The organism is Paenibacillus sp. FSL H7-0703, from assembly GCF_038003485.1.
Taxonomy (GTDB): Bacteria; Bacillota; Bacilli; order Paenibacillales; family Paenibacillaceae; genus Paenibacillus; species Paenibacillus polymyxa_B.
Map to the genome: position 1 here is coordinate 949,988 of NZ_JBBOPF010000001.1, position 23,450 is coordinate 973,437.

Genomic DNA, 23,450 nt, shown 5'->3' on the forward strand with positions numbered 1-23,450 from the left:
AATAATGATTTCCCGTCGGCTTATACCACTTGATTGTAACTTTCCAGCACTTTACCCAACTCTTCCAGATCCGGGTTGAGCAGTGCCTCATATTTGTTATCGCCGCCTACCTCGACGACAGGGACATAACGAATACCATATTTGGTCTCCAGCACGTCACGCAGCGCATCATTTCCGTCCACTTGGATATTTTCATACGGCTGATTTTGGGATTCCAGGTACGATTTGATCTCTCCACAAAAATGACAGCCGGTTTTGCTCCACAATACAACTTTAGGTTTGGACGACATATACATACCTCCGTGAGCTCAATGTTTATAATCCCGATGAATTAAATAAGAATTATATCTATAATGTATCCTCCCCCCTCCTTTCCGTCAATTGCTTGTGCAATAGACAATGATAATTCATCGATAGAAAATTTTAATTATATATTGTATTTCATCGCTTATTGGCAGCTTGGTTATTTAAATTTAGGGGAATTGGAGTTTAAATGTGCCTTGACGCGGATATCCTTGGAATAGTAGCGTCCTTGTGGCGAAATGAAATGAGGTTGAGCAAATGCAGGATTGGGCCGAGGTTGCTATACGCACATTAATGGCTGTCGCTATATTATTTTTAATCACCAAAATTCTTGGAAAACGTCAGGTATCCCAGCTTTCCTTGTTCGAATATATAACAGGAATCACGATAGGTAACCTGGCTGCTACCATTCCTATGGAGCGTGAATCCACCTGGTATCTAGGCCTCATAGCCTTGTCAGTATGGGTACTGACAACACTTGGCATTGAATATTTGCAAATTAAAAGCAAGAAAATCAGAGATATAACAGATGGAAGGACAACAATCCTGATCAAAGACGGCAAAATTTTAGAGGATAATCTGAGAAAAGAACGGCTCACCCTGGATGAACTCATGGAGCAGCTTCGAAGCAAAAATGTATTCAAAGTATCTGACGTGGAATTTGCTCTTATGGAAACCAGTGGCGAAGTCAATGTGCTGTTAACCAAAGACAAGCAGCCTGTGACACTTAAGGATCTGAATATGCAGCAATTACCGGAGAAGGAACCAACAGCAGTCATTATGGATGGACAACTTATGGAGCAACAAATGGCATATATGGGGATCACTCAACAATGGCTGGATGCCAAGCTAAAGGAAAAGAGTTTAACGGTTAAAGATGTGTTTTTCGCGCAGGTGGACCCGCAAGGAGAACTGTACATTGACCAATATAGTGACAATGTACAGCTAAACAAGGTGCAGGATTCGAATCAAGCCGTGCTGACTTTGCTGGAACAATGCACAACGGAGTTGCAAAAACTCGCATCTGGTTCCAGTGAGCAACAAAGAAAACAGCTATATGAGCAATGCTCACAAAGCTTGAAAGAAGCTATACAGGAGATGCAGCCGGTAAATACATCTAAGTCCTGAGCACATACGCATATGCCATAAGAGTATAAGTATGGGAACTAAAAAGGAGCGTCCTTCAGCCGTTTGTGGCTTTGAAGACGCTCCTTTTTAAATTACTGTGCCGTTGTACATTTCACAGTTGCTGCTGCCTTTCATTACTTTCTGGCACAGCGGCAGCATAACTGTAAATACCGTTCCTTCTCCCACCTTGCTGGATACAGAGATAGAGCCGGTATGCATCTCTGTTATTTTATAAGCAATGGAAAGTCCCAAGCCACTGCCTCCTGCAGTTCGGGCCCGTGACTGGTCTGCTTTATAAAAACGTTCAAAAATGCGCTGCTGATCCTGTTCGTTGATGCCCTGTCCCGTATCCGCAATGCAGATAACCGCCTGATCACCGTTACTTGAAAGAGAAACAGATATGCTTCCACCCTGTGGTGTAAATTTAATGGCATTGTGAAGAAGATTCACCCAAACCTGGCCCATCAGATCCTCGTCCGCGTTGACCTCAACTATATCCACCTCAACAGTCATCTCGATTTTTTTAGCCTCCCATTGCGGTTCGCAGGCGAGAATAAGCGAAATCAGCTGCTTGTCCAGCCGATAAAGGGACGGACGAAACGGATGCCGCTCCGAATCCAGAATCGCCAGCTTCATGAGATTATCGCTTAGCTTGGATAGACGAATACACTCCGTCTCGATGATCGACAAATACCGGTCTCGCTGCTCACGATCCAGATTCTCATCCTTAAGCGCCTTGGCGAATCCGATTATCGAGGTCAGTGGTGAGCCGATTTCATGGGATACGTTCGAAATAAACTCCTCCCGCAGTTTTTCCATAGCCTTCAGATTTGCAGCCATATCATTGATACTGTCCACCAACTGTACATAAGGATGCGGCCTCCGATGTTTTCCGTTCCGCCCGCCGAGGTCCCAATCCAGATTAATGTGAAAGTCTCCTTGCGAAATACGTTTTAAAGCATCGATCATTTCGGTAAAAGCGTGCTGCTCTCTAGGCTGGATGAAGCGTCTTACCGTCATACTGATAATACCGAAGAAGAAAAAGCCAAGCGTCGCATTAATAAGAAAGACGAACAAATCATGAAAAGCCCATGACATGCGCGAATAGATCGCCGCCGTAATAAAGTACGCGGCAGTCCAGCTAAGATACAACACCAATAACACCAGCATGAGTCTCGCAAGGATATGGAGGAATCCCGGTTCCCGCTTCATTGCCTTACCTCCAGCCGATAACCCAATCCCCGGATCGTACTGATCCGGAAGGAGTGGCTTGCCTCCGGAAATCGTTCCCGAAGGCGTTTGATATGGACATCAACCGTTCTTTCGTCTCCCTCATAATCATAACCCCAGATCTGTTCGATCAGCTGGTCGCGGGTAAAGGTTTTGCCAGGATAGCTGGCCAGCTTGAAGAGCAGCTCAAATTCCTTGAGCGGCAGGGTAATCTCCTTCTCTCCAGCCTGACACTCAAATGTATCGCTGCGCAGGACAAGATCGCCGACAGTTACTGATTTTGAAGCCATGATACGATAACGTTTTAATAAAGCCTTCACACGTGCGACAAGCACCATGGGGTCGAATGGCTTGACAAGATAGTCGTCCGTTCCGAGCGCGAAACCTTTCACGATCTGTGACGTCTCGCCTTTAGCTGTAAGCATAAGCAGCGGCAGGTCGGTTTGCTCTCGCAGCTTACGACACAGCTCCCAACCATCCATTCCCGGCATCATGATATCAAGAACAAGCAAATCGACCTTGATTTGATCAAAAATGCGCATCGCGTTCAAACCATCCACCGCCTCGACTACCTCCAGACCTTCCAATCTCAAAAAGTGTCCGACCAGTTCGCGAATATGCGGATCATCATCAACGACCAATACACGCGTCATTTCAATCCCCCCTAACTAACTCTGCCTTAAATCTCTCGTCCTCGTCAAGAAGACTGCCATCTTATGCTTTACGCATATAAGCACGCACCGTAAGCGGCGCGAAGATCGCCACAATGACTGTAGCGCCAAGTAGGGAGATCGCCAGTTCCCCGCCAATCGTTCCCGTATTCGCAAGCTCTCTGACTGCGTTCACAAGATGTGAAATCGGGTTGGCGTTCACAAACCACTGCAACCAGCCAGGCATTGTGCTAACAGGCACAAATGCGTTGGAAACAAAGGTGAGCGGAAACAGAACAATCATGGAGATGCCCTGCACACTGGAAGCAGTGCGGGCAATCACGCCAAAGAAAGCGAAAATCCAGCTGACTGCCCAGGAACATACGATGACCAGAAGCGCGGCGATAGCAACACTCAGCAGTCCTCCCTCTGGCCGATACCCCAAAATATACCCCATAGCGAAGGTGAGTACAGTCGCAATAGTATACCGGATACTGTCAGCCAGCAGAGCTCCAGCCAAAGGCGCAATACGTGCGATCGGGAGTGACTTGAACCTGTCGAACACTCCTTTGTCCATATCCTCACGTAGTTGGACGCCGGTAACGACGGAGGTCGAGATGACAGTCTGCACGAGGATACCTGGAATAATAACCGGCAAATAGTGCTGCACGTCTCCTGAGATGGCGCCGCCAAAGATATAGGTAAACATAAGGGTGAAAATGATCGGCTGGAGCGTGACATCAAACAATTGCTCGGGAGTATGCCGGATCTTTAGAATGCCCCGGTAGGCCATCGTCATGGAATTGGAGAACGCCTGCCTGAAACTCACAGACTTCTTCAATGTGCGATCAGAACCTGTCATAACAGTAGTACTCTTCATGCTCTCGCCCCCTCCACAGCATGCGCTCCTTGGGACGTCTGCTGCTTTTTTACTTGTGCTCCATGACCAGTGATGGACAAAAACACCTCGTCAAGCGTCGGCTTTTGCACACTCATCTCTGCTAGGCGAATCTCTCCTGTACGGAGGGCAATCAGCAGGTCCGTTACCCGATCTGCATTGGCCATCGGAGAAATAATCTTTCCAGCTTCCACTGACACGCTGGACTTAACTGAAAGCACCTGTTCGACGATCTGAACAGTTCTCTCAATATCCTGTTGATTTTGTACTTTGAGTTGCAGAGTCGACGCCCCCACTGCCGCTTTCAGTTCATCCACCGTACCCTCAGCGACTACCCGGCCATGATCGATCACCGCGATTCGATCAGCAAGTTGATCCGCCTCGTCGAGGTACTGGGTAGTGAGCAGTACGGTGGAACCGATCTTGACCAGACGCCGGATCGTGTCCCACATCTGGACACGCGTGCGCGGGTCTAGTCCTGTAGTCGGCTCATCCAGGAAAATCAGCGGCGGCTTGGCAATGAGACTTGCGGCCAAATCCAGCCGGCGGCGCATACCTCCGGAGAAATGCTTTAGCGGTCTTTTGGCCGCTTCGGCCAAGCCGAATTCCTCCAGCAACTCCGCTGCCTTATGACGCGCCTCGGCACGTCCCAGCCCAAGCAGTCTGGAGAAGATGATCAGGTTCTCAGTAGCGCTAAGCGACTCATCGACCGATGCGTATTGGCCTGTCACCCCGATCAATTGACGCACCACCTGCGGTTCCTTTACTGCATCGTGCCCGAAGATACGGGCTGATCCCCCATCAGGCCGCAATAACGTTGACAGCATTCGAATGGTAGTCGTTTTGCCTGCTCCATTAGGACCAAGCACACCGTAGATCGTGCCAGCACGCACGTTCAGGTCGACACCGTCAACCGCCTGCTTGTCACCAAAAGCTTTTACGAGTCCCCTTGCTTCAATGGCTAAGGTCTCTTTTCTGTCAGTATAATCCACATTCATATCCTCCCTGTACGGTTTCTATAGAGAGGATAACCCACGTTTATGAACTGAATATGAATAGAACGATATTGAACCTATTTACACTGTAAAAAAATAATCTCGTTCTACCTTGCTCACTCTTAAACCAAATGTTTTATACCATTCGGATTTCCCTTTTTCCTGCGCTACCTTGTGCAGCTCGTTATGTTTCCAATTTTTTATAGCGTCCAGAGTCTCCCAATAGGAAACTGTAATGCCTACTCCATTGTGGTCACGAACACTTTCCACACCTAGAAAACCAGGCTGTTGGGCAGCCAGTTCCACCATTTTGTCTCCCATCACTCCGTACCCGCCATCTCCTTCCGTACGTTCAGAAGTAAAGATAGCCGCATAATAGGGCGGATGAGGAGTTTTAGCAATTGAATTCATATGACCCTCCTAAAGCAAAATTAAATAACCTTTCTTTCATTTGAATATAATCATTAATATTAAATAAAAAAAATGAATATATCTGATATGATACATGAATATATTTCATAAAAATTAGGAGTGAACACGAATTTGTTTAAATATAAGATTTTTCTTTGCGTAGTTGAAATGGGAAGTTTCACAAAGGCCGGGGAAGTTTTAAATCTTACACAATCAGCAATCAGCCATGCGATCTCTGGACTGGAACATGAATTAGGGTTGACTCTTCTGATCCGAGGTCGTTCAGGCATCCGATTGACCAATAACGGGGAAAGATTAATGAAGCGATTTAGAGAGATTGTACAAATGGACGAAAAGCTCTACCAAGAGGTAGCTTTAATTAAAGGATTGGAAATCGGAACCGTAAAGATCGGCACATTTTCAAGCGTCTCTATTCATTGGCTGCCCCGTATTCTAAAAAAATTCAATGAGCAGTTTCCTCTTATTGAGATAAAACTGCTCGATGGGAACTACCATGAAATTGAGAGCTGGATAGTCAGTGGGGAAGCTGATTTCGGCTTTGTGAACCTACCCACGTTAGACGCATTAGAGGCATTGCCATTAAAAGAAGAAAGTATGCTTTGTCTACTTCCTTCCGATCATATTCTTGGAAATCAAGCCTCAATTCGAATAGAACAGCTCAGAGATGAGCCTTTCATTATGCCTGTTGCAGGCTGTGACACGGATGTAAGAAATATTTTTTCACAGCATAATATGTCACCTAAAATCAAATATGAATTAGAAGATGACCATGCGATTATGGCTATGGTGCAGAATGGCCTAGGCGTGAGTATTCTTCCTGAAATGATCCTGTCTCACATTCCTTACGACATCTCTATTCGACCTTTGGACGAAAGGCATTCCCGTACTATCGGTATCGCTACCGCTTCCTTAAAAAATGTTTCTCCAGCCGCTAAAAAATGTATGGACTTTATTACTGAATGGATCAACTAGCTTCATCATGTCGGCCAAGGAAGCGGATTCTCAAAACTGGACCAGTCCATATCCATTTCGTTATCGTTCAGTAGGCATTCATCTAGCTCTTCTTCCAAGTCCGGTCGATTCATTCCGATACCTATCATGACGATTTCGTTCATGCGGTCGCCCCATTGTTCATCCCAATGGTCCAGAGCCTCAGGATCGGCTGCCACGATCTCCTGCCGTTCTTCTTCAGATAACGCAGCAAGCCAGCTTCCCGCAGGGCCAAATTGAATAGATGGTCCAGCCTGGCTAATACTCGCTGCCCAATCCTGCGGGGTTGCAATCCAGGCCAAACCTTTGGCGCGAACAACCTCCTGCGGCCAGTAGCCCATAAATTCAGCCAATCTCGCAGGATGAAATGGTCTTCTACGGCGATATACAAAGGAATTGATCCCATATTCGTCCGTTTCCGGTGTATGGCTTTCAAGCTCCAGCTCCCGAATCCATCCAGCAGATTGACTAGCTTTGTCAAAATTGAACAGCCCTGTATTCAAAATGTCCGAAGGAGCGACCCTTCCCTTGGAAGTTCGAATGATTCGGGCTTCAGGCTGTAATCTCCGCAGCACACCCTCCAGCTTGTCCAGCTCCACAGGCTGAACCAGATCGCACTTATTCAGAATCAATACATCACAGGTTTCAATCTGGTCAATCAGCAAGTCCGAGATATCACGCGTGTCGTCTTCACCAGTAGCCTGCCTGCGATCCAATAGCGTTTCTCCTGATTCAAAATCATGCCAGAAACGGTTCGCATCAACTACGGTCACCATGCAATCCAGTTTTGCCAGCGAAGCCAAATCAATGCCAGTTCCTTCATCAACGTATGTAAAAGTTTGAGCGATTGGCACGGGTTCACTGATGCCTGTAGATTCGATTAAAATATAATCAAAATCGCCTTGCTCCGTCAGCTTCTTGACCTCCAGTAATAAATCTTCACGCAATGTGCAGCAAATACAACCATTAGACAACTGGACCAGTTTTTCTTCTGTTCTGGACAAGCCGCCCTCTTTTTTAACCAGCTCGGCATCTATATTCACTTCACTCATGTCATTGACGATGACTGCCACTTTCATTCCGTCCCGATTGTTTAATACATGATTCAAAATCGTTGTTTTTCCTGCACCCAAATATCCGCTCAACACGGTTACCGGTATTGGTTTCTTATTCATCGCTGGTACGCTCCCTTGAATATTAGCTTTTCATTCTTTTAAATCGTAATAATTACTATTAACATCAACTTTCAGTAATATACAGCATCCCTTTTGCCTTGTCAACTGTGAAGAAACTCTTGAAATGAATAATCTATCCATTAAATAATCGTAAAATGATGGAAGCCTGTGCGGGACGATTGGATGCCTATCAACGTGTGCTCGGGATGACATTAGCCAGCTTCCCCTTCTGGTTATTGCTTTCGTTATATGGAGTTTTCAGCGCGGGAATGCCAAGTAAGGAACAGACGGTACAGTCTGCTTTGGTGGCTGTGTTTTCAGGGGTGATCTACTCAGCAAATAATATCTAAAAAAATAGATCCCGTTTAGCATATATTTATTCTTGCCATGGTCGTTCAAGTGTGGATCAGGCACCAGAAAAAAAGCAGCAGATCAAAGAGGAAGCTCCTGATCTGCTGCTTTTTGCCGATTATTTCTCACAAAGAATGATGCTTTATGACGAGTACGAAGTATTATTACCAAGCGTAGGCTTCTGGCGCAGGTTTTCCCGGACCGGGGAAAATCTCATTCAGCTTGGCAAGCACATCTTCGCTCAATTTGACCTCAGGTACCCGTAGAGCATCCTCTAACTGTTCCAAGGTCCGAGGTCCGATAATTGGAGCCGTTACGGCCGGATGGGACAGTACCCAAGCCAGTGCAATCACGTCTTCCTTTTCACCCAGATCGCGGGACAATGATGCAAATTGCTCCAGCTTCGCACGATACTGCTCCACCTTTTCTTTGGCGCGTGCGCTGCGAGAACCAGTACCTGCTAACGCATTCCGTCCCAGCAGTCCGCCCGCCAGCGGGCTCCATGGAATCACACCCAGACCCAGCTCCTGAGCTGCCGGTAACACTTCAAGCTCAGCGGAACGTTCGTTCAGATTGTACAAATGCTGCTCGGATACAAGCCCCAGAAAACGTCGTGCCTTCGCTTCGGCCTGCGCCACCGCAATATGCCAGCCTGCAAAATTACTAGAACCGATATAATCAACCTGTCCGCGATCCACCACGGACTCGAATACGCCCCATAGTTCATCCCATGACACATTACGGTCAATGTGATGCATTTGATATAGCTCTACATGATCGGTTTGAAGACGTTTCAGCGACGCGTCCAAATGACGGCGAATTTTGTAAGCAGACAAGCCTGATCCTGCATTGGGTCCGTCATGTTCATTTTTCATATCTCCGTATACCTTCGTTGCCAACACGACTTTCTCGCGTCTTCCGCCGCCCTGCTGGAACCAACGTCCGATAATTTCCTCTGTCCAACCTTTACGATCATGGCCATATACATTAGCTGTATCAAAAAAGTTAATGCCTGCATCCAGTGCGGCATCCATAATTTTAAACGCATCCTTTTCTTCGGTTTCCGGTCCGAAATTCATCGTGCCCAGACATAACCGACTAACCTTCAAGCCTGACTTTCCTAAGTATGAATACTCCATACTATCTCCCGCCTTTGCCTAAGGATTTTAAAATTCCGCAAAATGACATGCCAAAAAAGACCATACTCAGTTTATTCACCAGAACAAACCACATTGAAACAACCCCGAATGCAATTTAAAGGTTGGATAACGCATGCAAAAAAGCCCCACGCACCGCAAAAGCAGCAAGCGCGAGGCCATCTCCCCTTATACTACCCCCAAATATAAAAAGAAGTGACTTTACGGTGGTTACCAGCGGAGCGGAGAATTTGAATCTGGAGAAGCGAAGCGTTCGCCTTTGCCACGGGATTCTTACCTTTTCATGTCTATCTAATCCAAAGAATCCCGTGGCAACAGCGATCGTAAGATCAAATCCTTCGCGGAGCGGCTCACTTCAACCACCGTAACTCACTTTTTTTTACAATCAAGGAATCAATTTCGTTTCTTTTGCTCGCTCGGCCATTTTTTTCGTATGCTTGCTGAGCGGCTTCTTAAACACCAATCCAAACAGGAAGCAAACACCGATAAATACAAACAGCATCACCACATCCCGTGTCACCGTTGAAGGCAACATCCCTCCTACTGTCTCTCGTAACAGACTAACCGCATAGGTGAATGGTACAAACGGATTCAGCGCCTGAAAGAACGGTGTACTCGTCGCAATCGGGAATGTCCCTCCTGAACTGGAGAATTGAAGCACCAGTAGGATGACTGCCAGTCCCTTGCCGATATTACCGAACACTGAAACTAGTGTATAGGTCATCGCCGTAAACACCAGACTGATCAGCATAGAGGACAGTACAAAAGCTACTTTGGCATCCACATACGCCCCGAGCAGGAACAAGTCACCGAGAGATACGCTCAGCGCCTGAAAAATACCAATCGTGGAGAATGTCATAAGCCGTCCGAAATACACTTGGTAGCTTTTAAATTGTCCTTCCGGGTCATCCACATCTACCCTGAACATCGAGACCAGTAGCATCGCACCCACCCAAATCGACAATGTAGTGTAAAAAGGTGACATCGCCGAACCATAGTTGGGGATTGGGTATATCCGCTCCTGCTTCAACGATACCGGACTGCCGAGAAAATCACTTTCCTTTTTCACATCTCCCTTGAGCAATGCAATAGCGCGTCCGAGTGCATTTTCGCCCTTAAGCTTGCGAATTGTGTCTGCAGCCTGGCGTATGGAATCCTCGGCAGCTGGAAGATCGGTCCTTACAAAATTGGCTACTTGGTGTACCGCTTTTTCAGCTTCAGGAAATTTATTTTCAATTAAATCAGCCATTTTGACAAACTGTTGTTCCGCTTTGGGCAAATCATTACGCACAAAATCTGCTGCCTGATGAATTTTATTTTTAACCGCCGGCAAATCGTTATTTACGAAGTCTGCCGCTTTGTTCACAGCATTCGTAAACTCGCCCATACGTCCCTGAATCGTCGTCGCCGCTTCATGCAGTTTTTGACGGTATTGTGGCAGATCCTGCTGGAGACGTGTTAGCTCTTGCTGACCGAATTCTGCTGCAGCCTGTGCGTCATTTAATAGCTTTTCAATATTCGGTAGCTGCTCTTGAGCTGTAGTCAGCACATTGGCAGAATTGCGGGCAACGGATTTGATCTGATCCAGCGTCTTTTGAATGGCGGGTGCATACTCCGTATCATAATTGCCCAAAATGCTGTCAATTCCGCTACTGATTTCTCCTGCAAGGCGATCAGTGTCATCCAGCAGATTTTGCGCAGGCTTTTCACCGCGCTGGATGGCATCTCCGATGCTAGTTACCGTGCTGTTCAGACGACGGAAACGATCCTCCACCCCGCTCACACGGGAAATAAGTGAATCCAAAGGTTTACTTGGCAAATATCCGTTCACACGGTTCAGCAATTGAGAAATATGATCCAACACTCCCACGGCAGTTGTCAGCCTACCGCTGACACGATTCACCGCAGCTTGTGCTGCTTTAGGATCAAAATCCACACCACGAATGATGTCTGTAATCTGAGAAACTTCATTCGCGATTTGTTGTACCAGTTGTAAGTCTTCTTTAACTATTGTACCAATCGAATCAAGCGCACCCTCATTTTTGTCCAGAAATTCAAGTAAACCGGTTGTAAAGTCTTTGCCTGTATCCGCTATCTTCTGTACTTCTGGCAGTGCCTTTTGGGCAGCATTAATAACTTTAAGAGCCGTTTGCGTGTCCTCTAGGGCGGTGGCCAGTGCGCTTTCTACCTTGCTGAAATTTTGATCTAGTTCAACAATTCGATCACCAGCCTTTTGAATATCAGGTAGTCTTTTTTGGATATCCAAAATAACAGCGGCTACCTTGTCCAGCTCAGGCATGTTTTTGTCAATTTTGAGCACCAGGTCACCGGCACGGTTAATTTCAGGGATTTTCTCCTTCAATGCAATGATCTTTTGTCCCTGTGCCTTAATTTTGGGCAGATTTTGCTCCAGTTCCAATGCCTGTTTGCCCAACCTTTCGATATCCGGCAATCGATTATTCAGCTCCAACACCCGGTTCTCAATGTTACGAATCGTCGGGAGCTCCTCCTCCAACTTGACTCCGGCTTCCTTCAACTTCGTCAATACGGCCTGGCTGGCAGTTTCAATAAAGTTTTGGCTAATCTGGTTCGTTAGAGAGGTTGCCCCCGAAGATGTAATTTTCGGAGCTACTGCATTAATTTTTTCATTTACGGCGTAATCAATTTCCGGCTTTTGCGGATTTTCTGTCAGCACACTCGTAATTTTCTCTGAAAAATCTTTCGGGATCAGCAGGCTGGCATAATAATCACCATCCAACACACCTTTTCGTGCTTCCGCTTCATTGACAAAAGTCCAACCCAGCTTCTTGTTATTTTGAAGGTTATGCAAAACCTCATCGCCGATATTAATCTTTTTACCATTCACTTCTGCACCCTGGTCTTGGCTGGTTACTGCAATTTTAATCCCAGATGTATTCGCATACGGATCCCACATCGCTTTCAAATTCACCCATGCATAGACGGAAGGCAAAAGAATGATGCCAATGACTAATAAAGTCCCGGTCGATACTTTGAATACATTTCTCCAGTCTGTTAAATAGATTTGCCATATCTTCCGCAACTTCATCACTCCTCGTATGTACATTAACCTGTCGTCCATTGTTGTATGCACACGTATTGTAAACGATTCGAGCAAATGAAGCCAATCCTGTTACAAAATATGTAAAAAGCGCATGGCTCTTATAGAGATCATACGCTTTTCAATAAAATCAATCTGCTTAATTTCGAACTCCATTCGCGGGCATAGCCTCTAGGGAATAAAATGCTCCTTTTTTATTGATTTTTCCCACCACAGTAACCGCGCCTTTTTGGGAGAATGTATACTCGTTATCCTTCATTTTTAAGGTATATCCTTTTAGGTTAATTCCAAAAAGGGATTGCACTTTCGACTTCGCGGCTGAAAGCGCCTGAGTTTGGCTGAGCTTTGGTCTAGCGAATGCTTTGACAAAATCCTTATCCCCCGTCCAATCCATACCAAGTTCGTTTTTTACGGCCCACACTTTACCTGTTTTCACGCCAATCAGCACGTTATTTAACTCATTATCGTCCCGGAAATTCCAAACGGTATCATTGCCTTCCTGCTGACGAAGCACATATTCAAACGGCTTGATTGTAGTCATACCAAGTGTTTTAAGCGAACGGTTCGCTTTGTTGGTCAGGGCAGCTTTAACATCTTTGAGCGAATACATAAAGCTGGCTGTTATTTGATTTCCATGATCAAGATCAATATAAATGCTTTGATCATTCCCCCACAGCACCCAATAATTTTGGAGTCCTACTTCGTCTACCGGGGAATATACGCGCCAGATGGCCTCCGTTTTAAAAACTTTATCGGTATCGAACGATTTCAGGAAAGATGCAACCTTGCTGCGCAGGTTATGATCCATAACTTTGTTCATATCAGCGGAATCATAGATGATGCTGGTGGACTGCACGATTCCTTTTTTGGAATCATAATTTTGGATAAAATCAGCATTAGCTGTGCCGCGCAAAGTTCCGTTTATAGTCCATAAGCCAAAAGCATTGTCGACACTTGTAAACTCTATCGTTTGTTTCCCGGCTAATGTATTCAGTACATCCGTTAAACGTTTGGTGACAGTCTGATCCAGTTTAACAGAGGTTTGTACGTTTTGAACTGTGGCAGCAGCGGGCTGCTGTGCCAATGCCAATGGCGCCGATCCTAAAAGTATTGATATTGCCGCCGCAGTTACTGTGACAGAACTCCATTTTTTCATTCAGTCCATTCCTCCTGTTGTCTACAAAAAATTCTTTAATGATTAAAGCACACATATCCCTTAGACGTGTCACAAAAGTAAAAAGTTGCTACCTACTCTAATCGCTCTTCAAGCCTCATCCAGAAATCCCAAACCAAAAGAAGCCCCTCAAGCCTAATTTTAGGCTCAAGGAGCTTCTTATTCACTACATTATCCATTTTTCAGCAGTCTGGCCGCCGAAAATGCTGCACCATGACGCAACTTCCGCTTTTCCAACCGTTTGTGCAGCGAACGGTTATACAGAACCTGAATGACAAAATACGAGATAATGCCTAGCACTACACCGAAAATTGACATGCCGATCAGGATGTGCAAGCCTCCGTGCAGCAAGTCTCTGAATACAGACCAGTTGCCGTGAAACAGCTCCATAAAAGAATGCTCGTGAAGTCGACCGCCCCTGACATGTACTGGATAATGAGATGGATAAATCCAAGCCCCCAGTTGCTTGGCGAATGGCATCAGTACAATCGGCAAAAAGGTCAGCTTACCTACAACATTACCCACTATGGCCGCAGGCAGCGAACCGCCAGACAGACGAACAATCGGATAAAAGACAAGGTATACCAGAGAAGCTGTGGAAATCACAATCATCTCCAGCGCAAAGCCAATGGCGAAGCCCAAAGAGATCTTTTTAACTCCACCAGGGGCGCGCAACAGCTTGATGAAATTCAGCCGAATCGCACGCCATATATTTTGAAACATATTATATTTCTTCTTCGATTTATGAGGTTTGAGCCTTTTTGGATTAAGCTTTATCAATAGGAGGACTCCTTTTAACAGTACAATTCAAGTTCAGGAATGAGTATATAAAGTTCCCATCCTTACTTATGTCTATACTGTCATTATAACCCTCAGCGTTCGAAAAGCAATGCTATTCCGCCTGTTTCGCCGTTTTAGGACAGAATTCGCTTGTTGACATCGTTTTGGAGAGGCACAATGTCCCAAATCTCAGCCGCGTATTGCTGAATCGTACAATCACTAGAAAATTTACCAGAGTGCGCCATATTGACCATAGCACGCCGAGTCCACTCCGAGGGATTCTGATACACCTGTTCAATATGAACCTGTGTATCCACATAGGATGCAAAGTCTTTGAGCACAAAGTATTCATCATTATGATCAATCAGGGATTGATAAATGGCCTCAAATTCCCGTTCATGCCGCGTAAAAGGAGCATCGTTCACGAGTTGATCCAACACTTCACGCAGTCTTTCGTCACTATTGGCTGTTTTGCGCGCCGAATACTGGCCGTCCCGGTAATATGCCTCGATCTGATCCACCTTCAATCCAAAAATGAACATGTTGGCATCGCCTACCATTTCATGCATTTCAACATTGGCTCCGTCCAATGTACCTATTGTGAGCGCACCGTTCATCATAAATTTCATATTCCCTGTGCCTGAGGCTTCCTTGCCTGCCGTGGAAATCTGCTCACTGACATCCGCCGCAGGAATAATCAGCTCCGCTAGCGAGACCGAATAATTTTCAAGGAAAACGACTTTCAGCTTGTCCTTGACATCTACATCCCGATTGATCGTGTCCGCCACGTTGTTAATAAGCTTGATCGTCTGTTTGGCGAGAAAATAGCCGGGAGCGGCTTTGGCTCCAAAAATAAACGTGCGCGGCGTCACATCCAGGCCAGGATTACTTTTAAGCTGGCTGTATAAGTGCATCACATGCAAAATGTTGAGCAGCTGTCGCTTATAACCATGCAACCGTTTGACCTGTACATCAAAAATGGAGGACGTATCCAGTCGCACGCCCTGTTTTGCAAAAACATGCTCAGCGAGCCTGACTTTATTATTTCGCTTAATCGCCTGTATCCGTTCTTTGAACGACTCGTCCCCACTGTAACGAAGCAGGTCGATGAGCTCCCTTGGACGGGTCCTCCAGCGTGTGCCGATGGTCTCATCGTACAAGCTTGCCAGCTCCGGGTTGGCGTGCATCAGCCAGCGGCGATGGGCAATCCCGTTTGTTTTATTATTAAAACGGTCAGGGTACAGCTCGTGAAACGACTTCATCTCTCGTTCCTTTAATATTTGCGTATGCAGCGCAGCCACCCCATTAACGCTGTAGCTACCGACGATTGCCAAGTGAGCCATGCGGATTTGTTCACCGTGAATAATCGCCATTTCACCAATTTTGATGTCCTGGCCTGGGTAACGCTCCAGTAGCATAGCGCAATAACGTTTGTTAATTTCTTCAATGATCAAGGAAATACGAGGTAGCAGCTCCCGTACCATATTGACAGGCCATTGTTCCAGCGCCTCACTTAATATCGTATGATTCGTATATGAAACGGTTCGCGTCGTAATATCCCATGCATCGTCCCAGCCCAAGCCCTTCACGTCTATCAGAATACGCATCAGTTCCGGTATAACCAGCGTCGGATGTGTATCGTTAATGTGCAGTGCTTTTTTATCGGGCAACTGGCTATAAGGTAAACGAAGCTTCTCGAACGTACGCAAAATACTTTGCAATCCGGCCGAGCACAGGAAATACTGCTGCTTCAAGCGAAGCAGCTTTCCCTCATAATTGGAGTCATCCGGATATAGAAATGCTGAGATCGATTCCACCGATCGATTGTAGTCGAGAAAGCGGTAATAACCGCCCTCGCCTCGAATCGGTCCTCGAACGGGATCAAGCGCTGATTCCGCACTCCAAATCCGCAGCGTATTCACCTGCGCATGACCATAGCCCACCAGCGGAATATCGTAAGGGACAGCCCAGACTGTTTCGGCATCCTGTGTCTCGAATACAAGACGTCCCTCCTGTTCACGGGTTTCCACTCTTCCCCAAAAATGAACCTCGATCTTTTTGTCAGGACGGCGTTCCTCCCAGACATTCCCTTTCTGTAGCCAGTAATCCGGCAGTTCAACCTGATTGCCGTCCACAATACGCTGTTCAAACAGTCCATATTTATATCGGATGCCGCAGCCATGCCCTGCATAGCCAAGGGATGCTAGTGAGTCCATGAAGCAAGCCGCCAGACGGCCAAGACCACCATTGCCTAGCCCCGCGTCCGCCTCCTGTTCTTCAATTTCCTCCAGATCCCAGCCCAGTTCACCCAATGCCTGCCGAACCATATCCAGTACGCCCAAATTCAGCAGATTACTGCCCAGTAGACGACCTATCAAAAATTCCAGTGAAAAATAATAAATCTGCTTCTCTTGTCCTTCTTTGTAGGCTTGGTTCGTTTCTGCCCAATTCTTGCCGACTTGTTCGCGAATCATGCCACCCAAAACCTTATATACGTCTTCCGACTGAGCCTCCTGCATCGGTTTGCCCAGCCTTCCGACCAGTTGCTCTCGAAAAGCCTGCTTAAATGCTTCTTTATTGCTGAACAAAGTTGTACCTCCTGTTATTTCCGTTTTAATGGCTAAGTATATCCTTTAAATTACGCTATTCTTGGCAATGACATAGGGAACTCTAATGTCTCCAATCAGAGTTCGATCTGGTGAAAGCTGTACATCTTTATCTAAAACCACATTCTCCACAACTGCCCCTTTACGGATGACACATTTTTGCATAATAATCGAGTTGCTTACCCGCGCGCCCTCCTCCACCTGCACTCCACGGAAAAGAATACTGTTCTCGACCTTGCCCCCAATGGTGCAGCCATTAGCAACAAGCGAATGATCCACCTCGGCGCTGTGCGTATAACGAGTCGGGGCTTCATACTTGATTTTGGTATGCACCGGCTGATTCTGAAACAGTGCTTGATACTGCTGCTGATCCAGCAGCTTCATGCTATTTTTATAGTAGCTCTCGATAGAATTAATGACCGCATGATAACCTTCATAACGATACGCATAAATACGCAGTCCACTTGGGTTTTTCTGGATGGCATCGCGAAAGAAATGATTATCCTGATGGGCTATACAATGCTTCACCTGATCTAGATACAAGCCTTTGTCCATTACGAACATTTCCAGATAAATATTATGATGATCCTGCTCCTGATGAATACCAGTCACCCGTCCGTTCTCATCAATCTCCAGTCGTGCACAAGGAGCATGCTCAGATTCGAGCTGGTCTATGGGTTTATATACGAGGGTAACATCTGCATTTTTCTCCCGATGATAACGGTATACATCCTCGATATCAACCTTATTGACATGCTGAGTTCCTGCGTGAACAATGGTTTGCCCCGATGAGCGATGGAAAAAGTCCAAATTGTTGTGCACATGCTGCAAATCCCCACGTGATGCATCCGTCGGATCATTCCAGTCCGGTGGCAAAATAAACAACCCGCCCCGTCTGCGGTCTAAATCCCAAGGCCGACCTTCACCCAGATGATCCAGCAGCGAACGGTATTTGCGGCGGATAAACAGTGCAATATCATGCACCCCTGCATGCATCATGTTGGATAAGGTAAAATCAATGAGCCGATATCGACTGGCAAAGGGAACTGCGGCCCCGCACCGGAAATAGGTCAACTCCTTCAACTGATCCAGTTCGTGATCTAGGTTGATAACTCCAATGAGTCGGCTCATAGCAGACACCGTCCTTATCCGGGTTAAATTCGTGCATGAAGCTGGCTTTCCTGATCGAACAAAATAATCTCATCAGAACTATCTTCAGGTCCGATAAACGCGTTGTCTTCAATAACGATGTTCTCATTCACGATAGCCCGGTGGATACGTACATTGCGCCCAATTTTTACGTTTGGCATGATGACAGAATCGGTAATAACGCTCCCTTCACCTACTTCGACCCCATAAAATAGTACAGAATGCCTTACTTCTCCATCCACCATGCAGCCTTCATTTACAATACTGTTTTTGAGAATCGCCCGTTGGGTTATATACTGGGCCGGTTGATTGGGACTGCGGGTATAGATGCGCCAGGAAGGATCGTTCAGATCCAAAGGCGGATCCTGAACCAGAAGATCCATGTTGGACTCCCATAAGCTCTGAATGGTACCTACATCCTTCCAGTACCCGGCAAACGGGTACGCATACAGCGACCGGCCATGCTGAAGTAGCAATGGAATGATATCCTTGCCAAAATCATGTGAGGATTCAGAATCGCTTGCGCTTTCCAGTAAATAGCGACGCAACACCTCCCATTTGAACAAATAAATGCCCATGGAGGCCAATGTACTTTTCGGCTGTTCAGGCTTCTCCTCAAAGTCATATATTTTCAGATCATCATCGGCGTTCAGTATCCCAAATCGTTGGGCTTCCTGAATCGTGACATTGATGACAGAAATGGTGCAGTCTGCTTCCTTCTCCTTGTGGTAGTGGAGCATTCGACTGTAGTCCATTTTATAAATGTGATCCCCTGACAGAATGAGTACATGCTCCGGGTCATACTGATCCAAGAAATGCAGGTTTCGATAAATTGCATCCGCCGTGCCTCTGTACCAGTTGTTTCCATTTTCTTTCTCGTGCGGTGGTAAAACAAAAACTCCTCCATCCAGGCGATCCAAATCCCAGTCGCTCCCAACGCCGATATAGGAATGAAGCACCAACGGCTCATATTGGGTCAATACGCCTACGGTGTCTATACCAGAATGAGTGCAATTGCTTAGAGGGAAATCAATAATGCGGTAAGTTCCTCCAAAAAACACTGCCGGTTTGGCTAGTGTACGGGTAAGTCCTTTGAGTCTTTTGCCTTGTCCGCCGGCGAGCAGCATGGCAACCACTTCCTTCTTTCTCATAACAAAGACCTCCCTGTCATGTGCGTCTGAAGCAATTGTGGCGGGATATTTAATAATATCCATTAAACATGAAAAGACAGTCGTAATCGTTTCATTGGCGAAGGAACGGGTAAGATGTGATGGAGAAGGGTAAAATCATAGTTATGCGGAACGAGTGCAAGGAATCACTAAATCGTAAAATCCCGTTCATCTTTTCACATTTTGGATGCTTTTAAAGTATTCGTGTATGACAACATGATCATAAGGAGGCGTTATTCATGAAGAATAAAAAATGGGTGGTAGCAGCATTGGGAATGGGTGTTACGTATCTGATGAAAAATAAAGGGGCACGCGATAAGGTATTGAATAAGGTACAGACCATTGTCAATCGTGCGAAAACATCTGCAAAATCGTAAAATGTTAAAGCTAGAAAAAAGCGAGCCTCTCTGAATCATGGTTCAGGGAGGCTTTGCTCTGACTTTTTCTGCGTCTACGAACAAAATATGGTTCGAGGCTGTATCCGTAGACGGTCAGGCATTCTCCTTATGTTCTTCTACTTCCATGATATGTTCAACGGTAAAGGTTCGATGCGTCCATTTGGAAGAACGGTAAGCCTCTAGGAGACCAAAGGTACGAATTTTCTCCTTGTCCACCTGCTTAAAGGTATGAGTAATCCCTACCTTGCCCCTGAAAGGAAAAAAGGAAAGACCTACAGTCTGATCCGATAGCCACTCGGCCCAAACTCGCCCGCTTTCATGTCGAACAGCCGGGAAGCTTAAACCTTCAGCAAACCATTCATAATCTGCTGTAGGCGTACCCGGCTCTCGGCTGCACAAAAACAGACTCAATTCGTCGCAAAACAACATTCTCCGTACATCCGTCCGCACTTGATGGTCGAAGGTTACGCCACATGCCAGCTGCTGTTTGAGCCTCTGCCGCCGCTGTTCCTCCGCCTCCTGATAAGCATGCGTAATCTGCTTGTCCTGAGCGTTTTGGTGCTCGGTCCGTCCGACTAGCTCCTTGTACATCAAGCTACACAGCAACGCCGCATACGTATTTCCTTGTTCGACTTCATCAATCCCAAGACGATAGAAAACAAAACGAGGATTGAGCGGAAAATCAATAAATGTATAAGGTGCAGACACATGATCATTCCAGAAAGGAGCAGCGTCTAACTGTATCCAGCCCCGATCATGCTCCCTTGCTGCATATACAAAATCCTGCTTGTGACGTCTATTCTTGAAGGCACTCTCTTCCCATTGTGAAGCCAACTCACCCGAAATATGGGCATGGTCATGTTGCGTCGTCATGATATAAGCTTGGTCCGTTTCATAAATAACCATATGCTCTCCCCTTCCGTTCGGCGATTCGTGTGATTGTATACAAACTCTCTGATCGAAGGCCATGGTTATGCTTACGTTTATTATATCAGGATAAGGGTAAAAAGGCAGTGTAGTTTTCCATCCTTACTTCTCATTACCCCTTTGATTCTTTAATCGAAACTGCTGCGGGGTCATCCCCTCCAGCTCACGAAACACCTTGTTAAAATGCTTTGCATTGTCAAAACCCACGGTAGCCGCAATTTCATAAATCCTGCCCCCTTGACACCCCAGCAGCTTTTTGGCTTCTGCAATGCGCAGCCTTTTTACATATTGAACAAAGCTAAGGCCTGTATGGGCTTTGAAAGCCTGACTAAAATACGTATAATTCAAGGATACTGAATTGGATACTACCGCCATATTCAAATCCTCGCTGTAATGAGCATGGATGTATTGGATAGCACGCGTCATGCTACCGCTTCTATCGGCGATGGCACTTGCACCATCTATTCTCCCAGCCAGTCTATCTTTCTCCACGCTGATAACACTATCATTTATGAGGTGGTTCCTCTGCTTCAATTCCTCATTCAAAGCTGCCAGCGCACCGAATAGCTCCTCCCTCACAATCGGCTTGAGCAAATACTCCCGTGCCCCGCAGCGAATCGCTTCGCGCGCATACTGAAACTCGTCATATCCACTAAGAATGATCACCAAAGGTCTGCGTCCCGGCTCAAGCTCGCGAATATGCTGCATCAGCATAATGCCATCCATAACAGGCATACGGATATCCGTAATCACCAACTCGGGCCAAAACTGCTTCACATGCTGCCAGGCTTCCCTACCGTCCTTGACCAGTACACATTCATAGAGACCGGAAAATTCCCGTTCGATCATGGCTTGAAGTCCCATTCGAATATTTTTCTCGTCATCCGCAATCAACAGCTTGGTCGTCATGGTCCGCCCCCCTCATCATGTAACGTCTAGGCAAAATTAGGGTCACTGTCGTCGATTGTCCGGGGATGCTGTCCAGTCTTATGCCATACTCTTCGCCATACTGCATACTTAAACGGCGATGCACATTATACAAACCGATTCCCCCATTCATCCCGCGCTCGTGGGAATCCATATCCGTTCGCGCTAGACCAGCCATGATGGCATTTCTTCTTTCTTCAGATATCCCCACTCCGTTATCCTGTATACGCAATTCTATGATATCCTGCTTAGAGCAGGCTTCAATCGTGATGCTGAATGGGCTTTGCAATGTACTCCAACCGTGCTTGATAGCATTTTCGACTACAGGCTGCAGCGACATTTTCAGCGTCTCCAGTTCCATAAACGCCGACGATAGATGAATTTCCAATCCAATTTGGTTATCGTGGCGAATGTTCATGATGGCCACATAATGCTGGATATGGCGGATTTCATCTCGCAACGCAACACACGACCCGGACCATTGGAGATTATAACGCATCATCGAGCCAAGGGAGGTAAGGGCATCCGACAACGGATACTGTCGTTCTATCTCCGCCATCATTTTTAAATTTTCCAATGTATTATAGAGAAAATGGGAATCAATCTGATGCTTGAGCGCTAGCAGTTCAGCCTCTTGAGCAGCGGCCTGCTTGTGTACTGCCTCGGCAATGAGTCCGTTAATCCGACTCAGCAGACTGCGAAAATATAGAGCCAGCTCAGCCACTTCTCCCCGCCCATATACTGGAATTCTAAGCTGAAAGTCACCCTCCTGCTCTACTTTTTTCATGGATTCACGCAGTGTATGTAGCTGCTTGAGAATGAAGGCATGCAGGGTATAAGAAATGACGGACATAAACACAATCAGCATACTAATAATGAGCAGCATGGCATTGCGTTTCTGACGGAGATCACCTAGCGGACCGTCCAGCGCCACCACATTTAGCAGATAGGCGTCCAACCCTTCTATATAACGGTACATACCGAGATAAGGCTTATTCTCATAGGAAAAATCAAAAACACCACCCGGTCCCTTAACACGGGACTGAAACAGATGGTGCACATGGGACAGAGGGATCGAAAGTGAATCTGATTGAGAGGAAGCTGTAGCTATATCGGTAGAAGACAGTGGTTTGTCAGCGTTCCGTGAGCTGGAATCGTCGCCGTCCAGAATGAACATTTGCCATGCGCGATCACGTTGTAGGATTCCAAACACTCTAGGTGAAAATAGCTCCAGCCTCATGTTGGTTTCTACCAACCCTGCGTGTCTTCCTCCGGTAGACTGAATTTCACGCAGCAGTGCCATATACTGCACTGTCTCACTTTCCTGCCGGGATTGCCCCAGAAGTAAGCTTTTCGGCCCCTTGTACATTTCCCACCATATTTTCCCTTGTCGGAGTTGGGCCGTTTTCAGCCAGGAAGCCTTAGGCAATCGTGATTCTTTGAAAATCATCGGCCATATTTCATGCGCCTGGGGATTATTCGTATACAGTCGAATGTTCTCTACATTGGGATTACTGTACAGCAAGTGCTGTAAATTTGGAAACACATTCAAGTTGAATTGGACCAGCTCATCGCTGCTTATTTCACGTTCCTCGGTCAGATAACGAATTACGTTGCGATCTGAGATCGCAAGCTGTGCGGTTCGCTCCATAATTTCCATATTGCTGTGAATATGGGCCAGCTCTGTATCCAACACATACTGATTTTGTACGGTGATGTCTTGCATGGTATTCTCGTACAGTTGGTGAAAGGTATATAGCGAGAATAATACCACCGGAATTAAAATGACTCCGATATACGCGACAATGAGCTTAACTTGAAGGGAGCAACCGCCAAGCCGATCGGCCGTACCCTTCATCCACTGCCATATAGTGCGGCGCAGCAGGCTCTTCATCTGTGAACGTGCACGGCCTGGCATGAAATCACATCCTT

General features: G+C 46.4%; 20 protein-coding genes and 1 pseudogene. 4 read left to right on the top strand and 17 right to left on the bottom strand.

What is annotated here, in order from left to right; translation table 11 throughout:
• Positions 1-20: 20 nt before the first annotated feature.
• Positions 21-290, bottom strand: a complete 270-nt coding sequence (locus MHB46_RS03590) for a glutaredoxin family protein (RefSeq protein WP_023988351.1) — start codon at positions 288-290, stop codon at positions 21-23.
• 271 nt (positions 291-561) lie between these two features.
• On the opposite strand from MHB46_RS03590, the gene MHB46_RS03595 reads away from it, so the two are divergent.
• Complete coding sequence (locus MHB46_RS03595; protein ID WP_028542379.1) at positions 562-1,431, top strand: DUF421 domain-containing protein; 870 nt, start codon at positions 562-564, stop codon at positions 1,429-1,431.
• An 87-nt stretch (positions 1,432-1,518) separates the two neighbouring features.
• Here MHB46_RS03595 and MHB46_RS03600 read toward each other — a convergent pair whose 3' ends face one another.
• From MHB46_RS03600 to MHB46_RS03620, 5 genes are all read right to left on the bottom strand, one after another.
• The gene (locus MHB46_RS03600; RefSeq protein WP_341161637.1) at positions 1,519-2,643 is read right to left on the bottom strand and encodes a sensor histidine kinase; all 1,125 of its coding nucleotides are present in this window, start codon (positions 2,641-2,643) and stop codon (positions 1,519-1,521) included.
• Positions 2,640-3,314: a response regulator transcription factor gene (locus tag MHB46_RS03605; RefSeq protein ID WP_341161638.1), complete on the bottom strand. Its 675-nt coding sequence runs from the start codon at positions 3,312-3,314 to the stop codon at positions 2,640-2,642. Before MHB46_RS03605 ends, MHB46_RS03600 begins: the two co-directional genes overlap by 4 nt.
• A 61-nt stretch (positions 3,315-3,375) precedes the next feature.
• Positions 3,376-4,191, bottom strand: a complete 816-nt coding sequence (locus MHB46_RS03610; protein ID WP_341161639.1) for an ABC transporter permease — start codon at positions 4,189-4,191, stop codon at positions 3,376-3,378.
• Positions 4,188-5,207: an ATP-binding cassette domain-containing protein gene (locus MHB46_RS03615; RefSeq protein WP_341161640.1), complete on the bottom strand. Its 1,020-nt coding sequence runs from the start codon at positions 5,205-5,207 to the stop codon at positions 4,188-4,190. The genes MHB46_RS03610 and MHB46_RS03615 overlap by 4 nt, the downstream gene beginning before the upstream one ends.
• Before the next feature lie 78 nt (positions 5,208-5,285).
• Complete coding sequence (locus MHB46_RS03620; RefSeq protein ID WP_341161641.1) at positions 5,286-5,615, bottom strand: antibiotic biosynthesis monooxygenase family protein; 330 nt, start codon at positions 5,613-5,615, stop codon at positions 5,286-5,288.
• Positions 5,616-5,747: 132 nt separating this feature from the next.
• On the opposite strand from MHB46_RS03620, the gene MHB46_RS03625 reads away from it, so the two are divergent.
• Positions 5,748-6,608, top strand: a complete 861-nt coding sequence (locus MHB46_RS03625) for a LysR family transcriptional regulator (protein WP_322162040.1) — start codon at positions 5,748-5,750, stop codon at positions 6,606-6,608.
• A 5-nt stretch (positions 6,609-6,613) separates the two neighbouring features.
• Here the strand turns inward: MHB46_RS03625 and MHB46_RS03630 are convergent, their stop codons facing one another.
• Entirely contained in the window at positions 6,614-7,801 is a 1,188-nt protein-coding gene (locus MHB46_RS03630; protein WP_341161642.1) for a GTP-binding protein, read from the bottom strand.
• A gap of 134 nt (positions 7,802-7,935) precedes the next feature.
• Between MHB46_RS03630 and MHB46_RS03635 the strand changes: the two are divergent.
• A pseudogene (locus tag MHB46_RS03635) lies at positions 7,936-8,130 on the top strand (multidrug resistance efflux transporter family protein); the annotation flags it as partial.
• 186 nt (positions 8,131-8,316) lie between these two features.
• On the opposite strand, the gene MHB46_RS03640 reads toward MHB46_RS03635, so the two are convergent.
• From MHB46_RS03640 to MHB46_RS03670, 7 genes are all read right to left on the bottom strand, one after another.
• A complete protein-coding gene (locus MHB46_RS03640) occupies positions 8,317-9,291 on the bottom strand; it encodes an aldo/keto reductase (protein WP_341161643.1) in 975 nt (324 codons plus the stop codon).
• Between the two features lie 403 nt (positions 9,292-9,694).
• A complete protein-coding gene (locus MHB46_RS03645) occupies positions 9,695-12,370 on the bottom strand; it encodes a YhgE/Pip domain-containing protein (protein ID WP_341161644.1) in 2,676 nt (891 codons plus the stop codon).
• Between the two features lie 157 nt (positions 12,371-12,527).
• The gene (locus MHB46_RS03650) at positions 12,528-13,544 is read right to left on the bottom strand and encodes a hypothetical protein (RefSeq protein WP_341161645.1); all 1,017 of its coding nucleotides are present in this window, start codon (positions 13,542-13,544) and stop codon (positions 12,528-12,530) included.
• 189 nt (positions 13,545-13,733) lie between these two features.
• Positions 13,734-14,285: a DUF2062 domain-containing protein gene (locus tag MHB46_RS03655; RefSeq protein ID WP_014281275.1), complete on the bottom strand. Its 552-nt coding sequence runs from the start codon at positions 14,283-14,285 to the stop codon at positions 13,734-13,736.
• A 191-nt stretch (positions 14,286-14,476) separates the two neighbouring features.
• Positions 14,477-16,930 carry a glycogen/starch/alpha-glucan phosphorylase gene (locus MHB46_RS03660; protein ID WP_341161646.1) on the bottom strand — a complete coding sequence of 818 codons (2,454 nt, stop codon included), beginning with the start codon at positions 16,928-16,930 and terminating at the stop codon, positions 14,477-14,479.
• Between the two features lie 45 nt (positions 16,931-16,975).
• A complete protein-coding gene (glgD, locus tag MHB46_RS03665; RefSeq protein ID WP_341161647.1) occupies positions 16,976-18,079 on the bottom strand; it encodes a glucose-1-phosphate adenylyltransferase subunit GlgD in 1,104 nt (367 codons plus the stop codon).
• 23 nt (positions 18,080-18,102) lie between these two features.
• On the bottom strand, positions 18,103-19,248 hold the full coding sequence (locus tag MHB46_RS03670) for a glucose-1-phosphate adenylyltransferase (RefSeq protein WP_165175507.1): 1,146 nt from the start codon (positions 19,246-19,248) through the stop codon (positions 18,103-18,105).
• 257 nt (positions 19,249-19,505) lie between these two features.
• Here MHB46_RS03670 and MHB46_RS03675 point away from each other — a divergent pair, with 257 nt between their 5' ends.
• Positions 19,506-19,643: a hypothetical protein gene (locus MHB46_RS03675; protein WP_023988334.1), complete on the top strand. Its 138-nt coding sequence runs from the start codon at positions 19,506-19,508 to the stop codon at positions 19,641-19,643.
• Between the two features lie 114 nt (positions 19,644-19,757).
• On the opposite strand, the gene MHB46_RS03680 is transcribed toward MHB46_RS03675, so the two are convergent.
• The 3 genes from MHB46_RS03680 to MHB46_RS03690 form a co-directional block, all read right to left on the bottom strand.
• On the bottom strand, positions 19,758-20,570 hold the full coding sequence (locus MHB46_RS03680; RefSeq protein ID WP_341161648.1) for a DUF3891 family protein: 813 nt from the start codon (positions 20,568-20,570) through the stop codon (positions 19,758-19,760).
• Between the two features lie 123 nt (positions 20,571-20,693).
• Positions 20,694-21,500, bottom strand: coding sequence for a response regulator transcription factor (locus tag MHB46_RS03685; RefSeq protein WP_341161649.1), 807 nt, complete (start codon positions 21,498-21,500; stop codon positions 20,694-20,696).
• On the bottom strand, positions 21,472-23,436 hold the full coding sequence (locus tag MHB46_RS03690; protein ID WP_341161650.1) for a sensor histidine kinase: 1,965 nt from the start codon (positions 23,434-23,436) through the stop codon (positions 21,472-21,474). Before MHB46_RS03690 ends, MHB46_RS03685 begins: the two co-directional genes overlap by 29 nt.
• Positions 23,437-23,450: the final 14 nt, after the last annotated feature.

What these genes read in the sequence shown, in the direction of transcription:
- MHB46_RS03590 (WP_023988351.1), bottom strand. Translation starts at nt 290, where the DNA reads ATGTCGTCCAAACCTAAAGTTGTATTGTGGAGCAAAACCGGCTGTCAT.
- MHB46_RS03595 (WP_028542379.1), top strand. Translation starts at nt 562, where the DNA reads ATGCAGGATTGGGCCGAGGTTGCTATACGCACATTAATGGCTGTCGCT.
- MHB46_RS03600 (WP_341161637.1), bottom strand. Translation starts at nt 2,643, where the DNA reads ATGAAGCGGGAACCGGGATTCCTCCATATCCTTGCGAGACTCATGCTG.
- MHB46_RS03605 (WP_341161638.1), bottom strand. Translation starts at nt 3,314, where the DNA reads ATGACGCGTGTATTGGTCGTTGATGATGATCCGCATATTCGCGAACTG.
- MHB46_RS03610 (WP_341161639.1), bottom strand. Translation starts at nt 4,191, where the DNA reads ATGAAGAGTACTACTGTTATGACAGGTTCTGATCGCACATTGAAGAAG.
- MHB46_RS03615 (WP_341161640.1), bottom strand. Translation starts at nt 5,207, where the DNA reads ATGAATGTGGATTATACTGACAGAAAAGAGACCTTAGCCATTGAAGCA.
- MHB46_RS03620 (WP_341161641.1), bottom strand. Translation starts at nt 5,615, where the DNA reads ATGAATTCAATTGCTAAAACTCCTCATCCGCCCTATTATGCGGCTATC.
- MHB46_RS03630 (WP_341161642.1), bottom strand. Translation starts at nt 7,801, where the DNA reads ATGAATAAGAAACCAATACCGGTAACCGTGTTGAGCGGATATTTGGGT.
- MHB46_RS03640 (WP_341161643.1), bottom strand. Translation starts at nt 9,291, where the DNA reads ATGGAGTATTCATACTTAGGAAAGTCAGGCTTGAAGGTTAGTCGGTTA.
- MHB46_RS03650 (WP_341161645.1), bottom strand. Translation starts at nt 13,544, where the DNA reads ATGAAAAAATGGAGTTCTGTCACAGTAACTGCGGCGGCAATATCAATA.
- MHB46_RS03655 (WP_014281275.1), bottom strand. Translation starts at nt 14,285, where the DNA reads ATGTTTCAAAATATATGGCGTGCGATTCGGCTGAATTTCATCAAGCTG.
- glgD (WP_341161647.1), bottom strand. Translation starts at nt 18,079, where the DNA reads ATGAGCCGACTCATTGGAGTTATCAACCTAGATCACGAACTGGATCAG.
- MHB46_RS03670 (WP_165175507.1), bottom strand. Translation starts at nt 19,248, where the DNA reads ATGAGAAAGAAGGAAGTGGTTGCCATGCTGCTCGCCGGCGGACAAGGC.
- MHB46_RS03675 (WP_023988334.1), top strand. Translation starts at nt 19,506, where the DNA reads ATGAAGAATAAAAAATGGGTGGTAGCAGCATTGGGAATGGGTGTTACG.
- MHB46_RS03680 (WP_341161648.1), bottom strand. Translation starts at nt 20,570, where the DNA reads ATGGTTATTTATGAAACGGACCAAGCTTATATCATGACGACGCAACAT.
- MHB46_RS03685 (WP_341161649.1), bottom strand. Translation starts at nt 21,500, where the DNA reads ATGACGACCAAGCTGTTGATTGCGGATGACGAGAAAAATATTCGAATG.
- MHB46_RS03690 (WP_341161650.1), bottom strand. Translation starts at nt 23,436, where the DNA reads ATGCCAGGCCGTGCACGTTCACAGATGAAGAGCCTGCTGCGCCGCACT.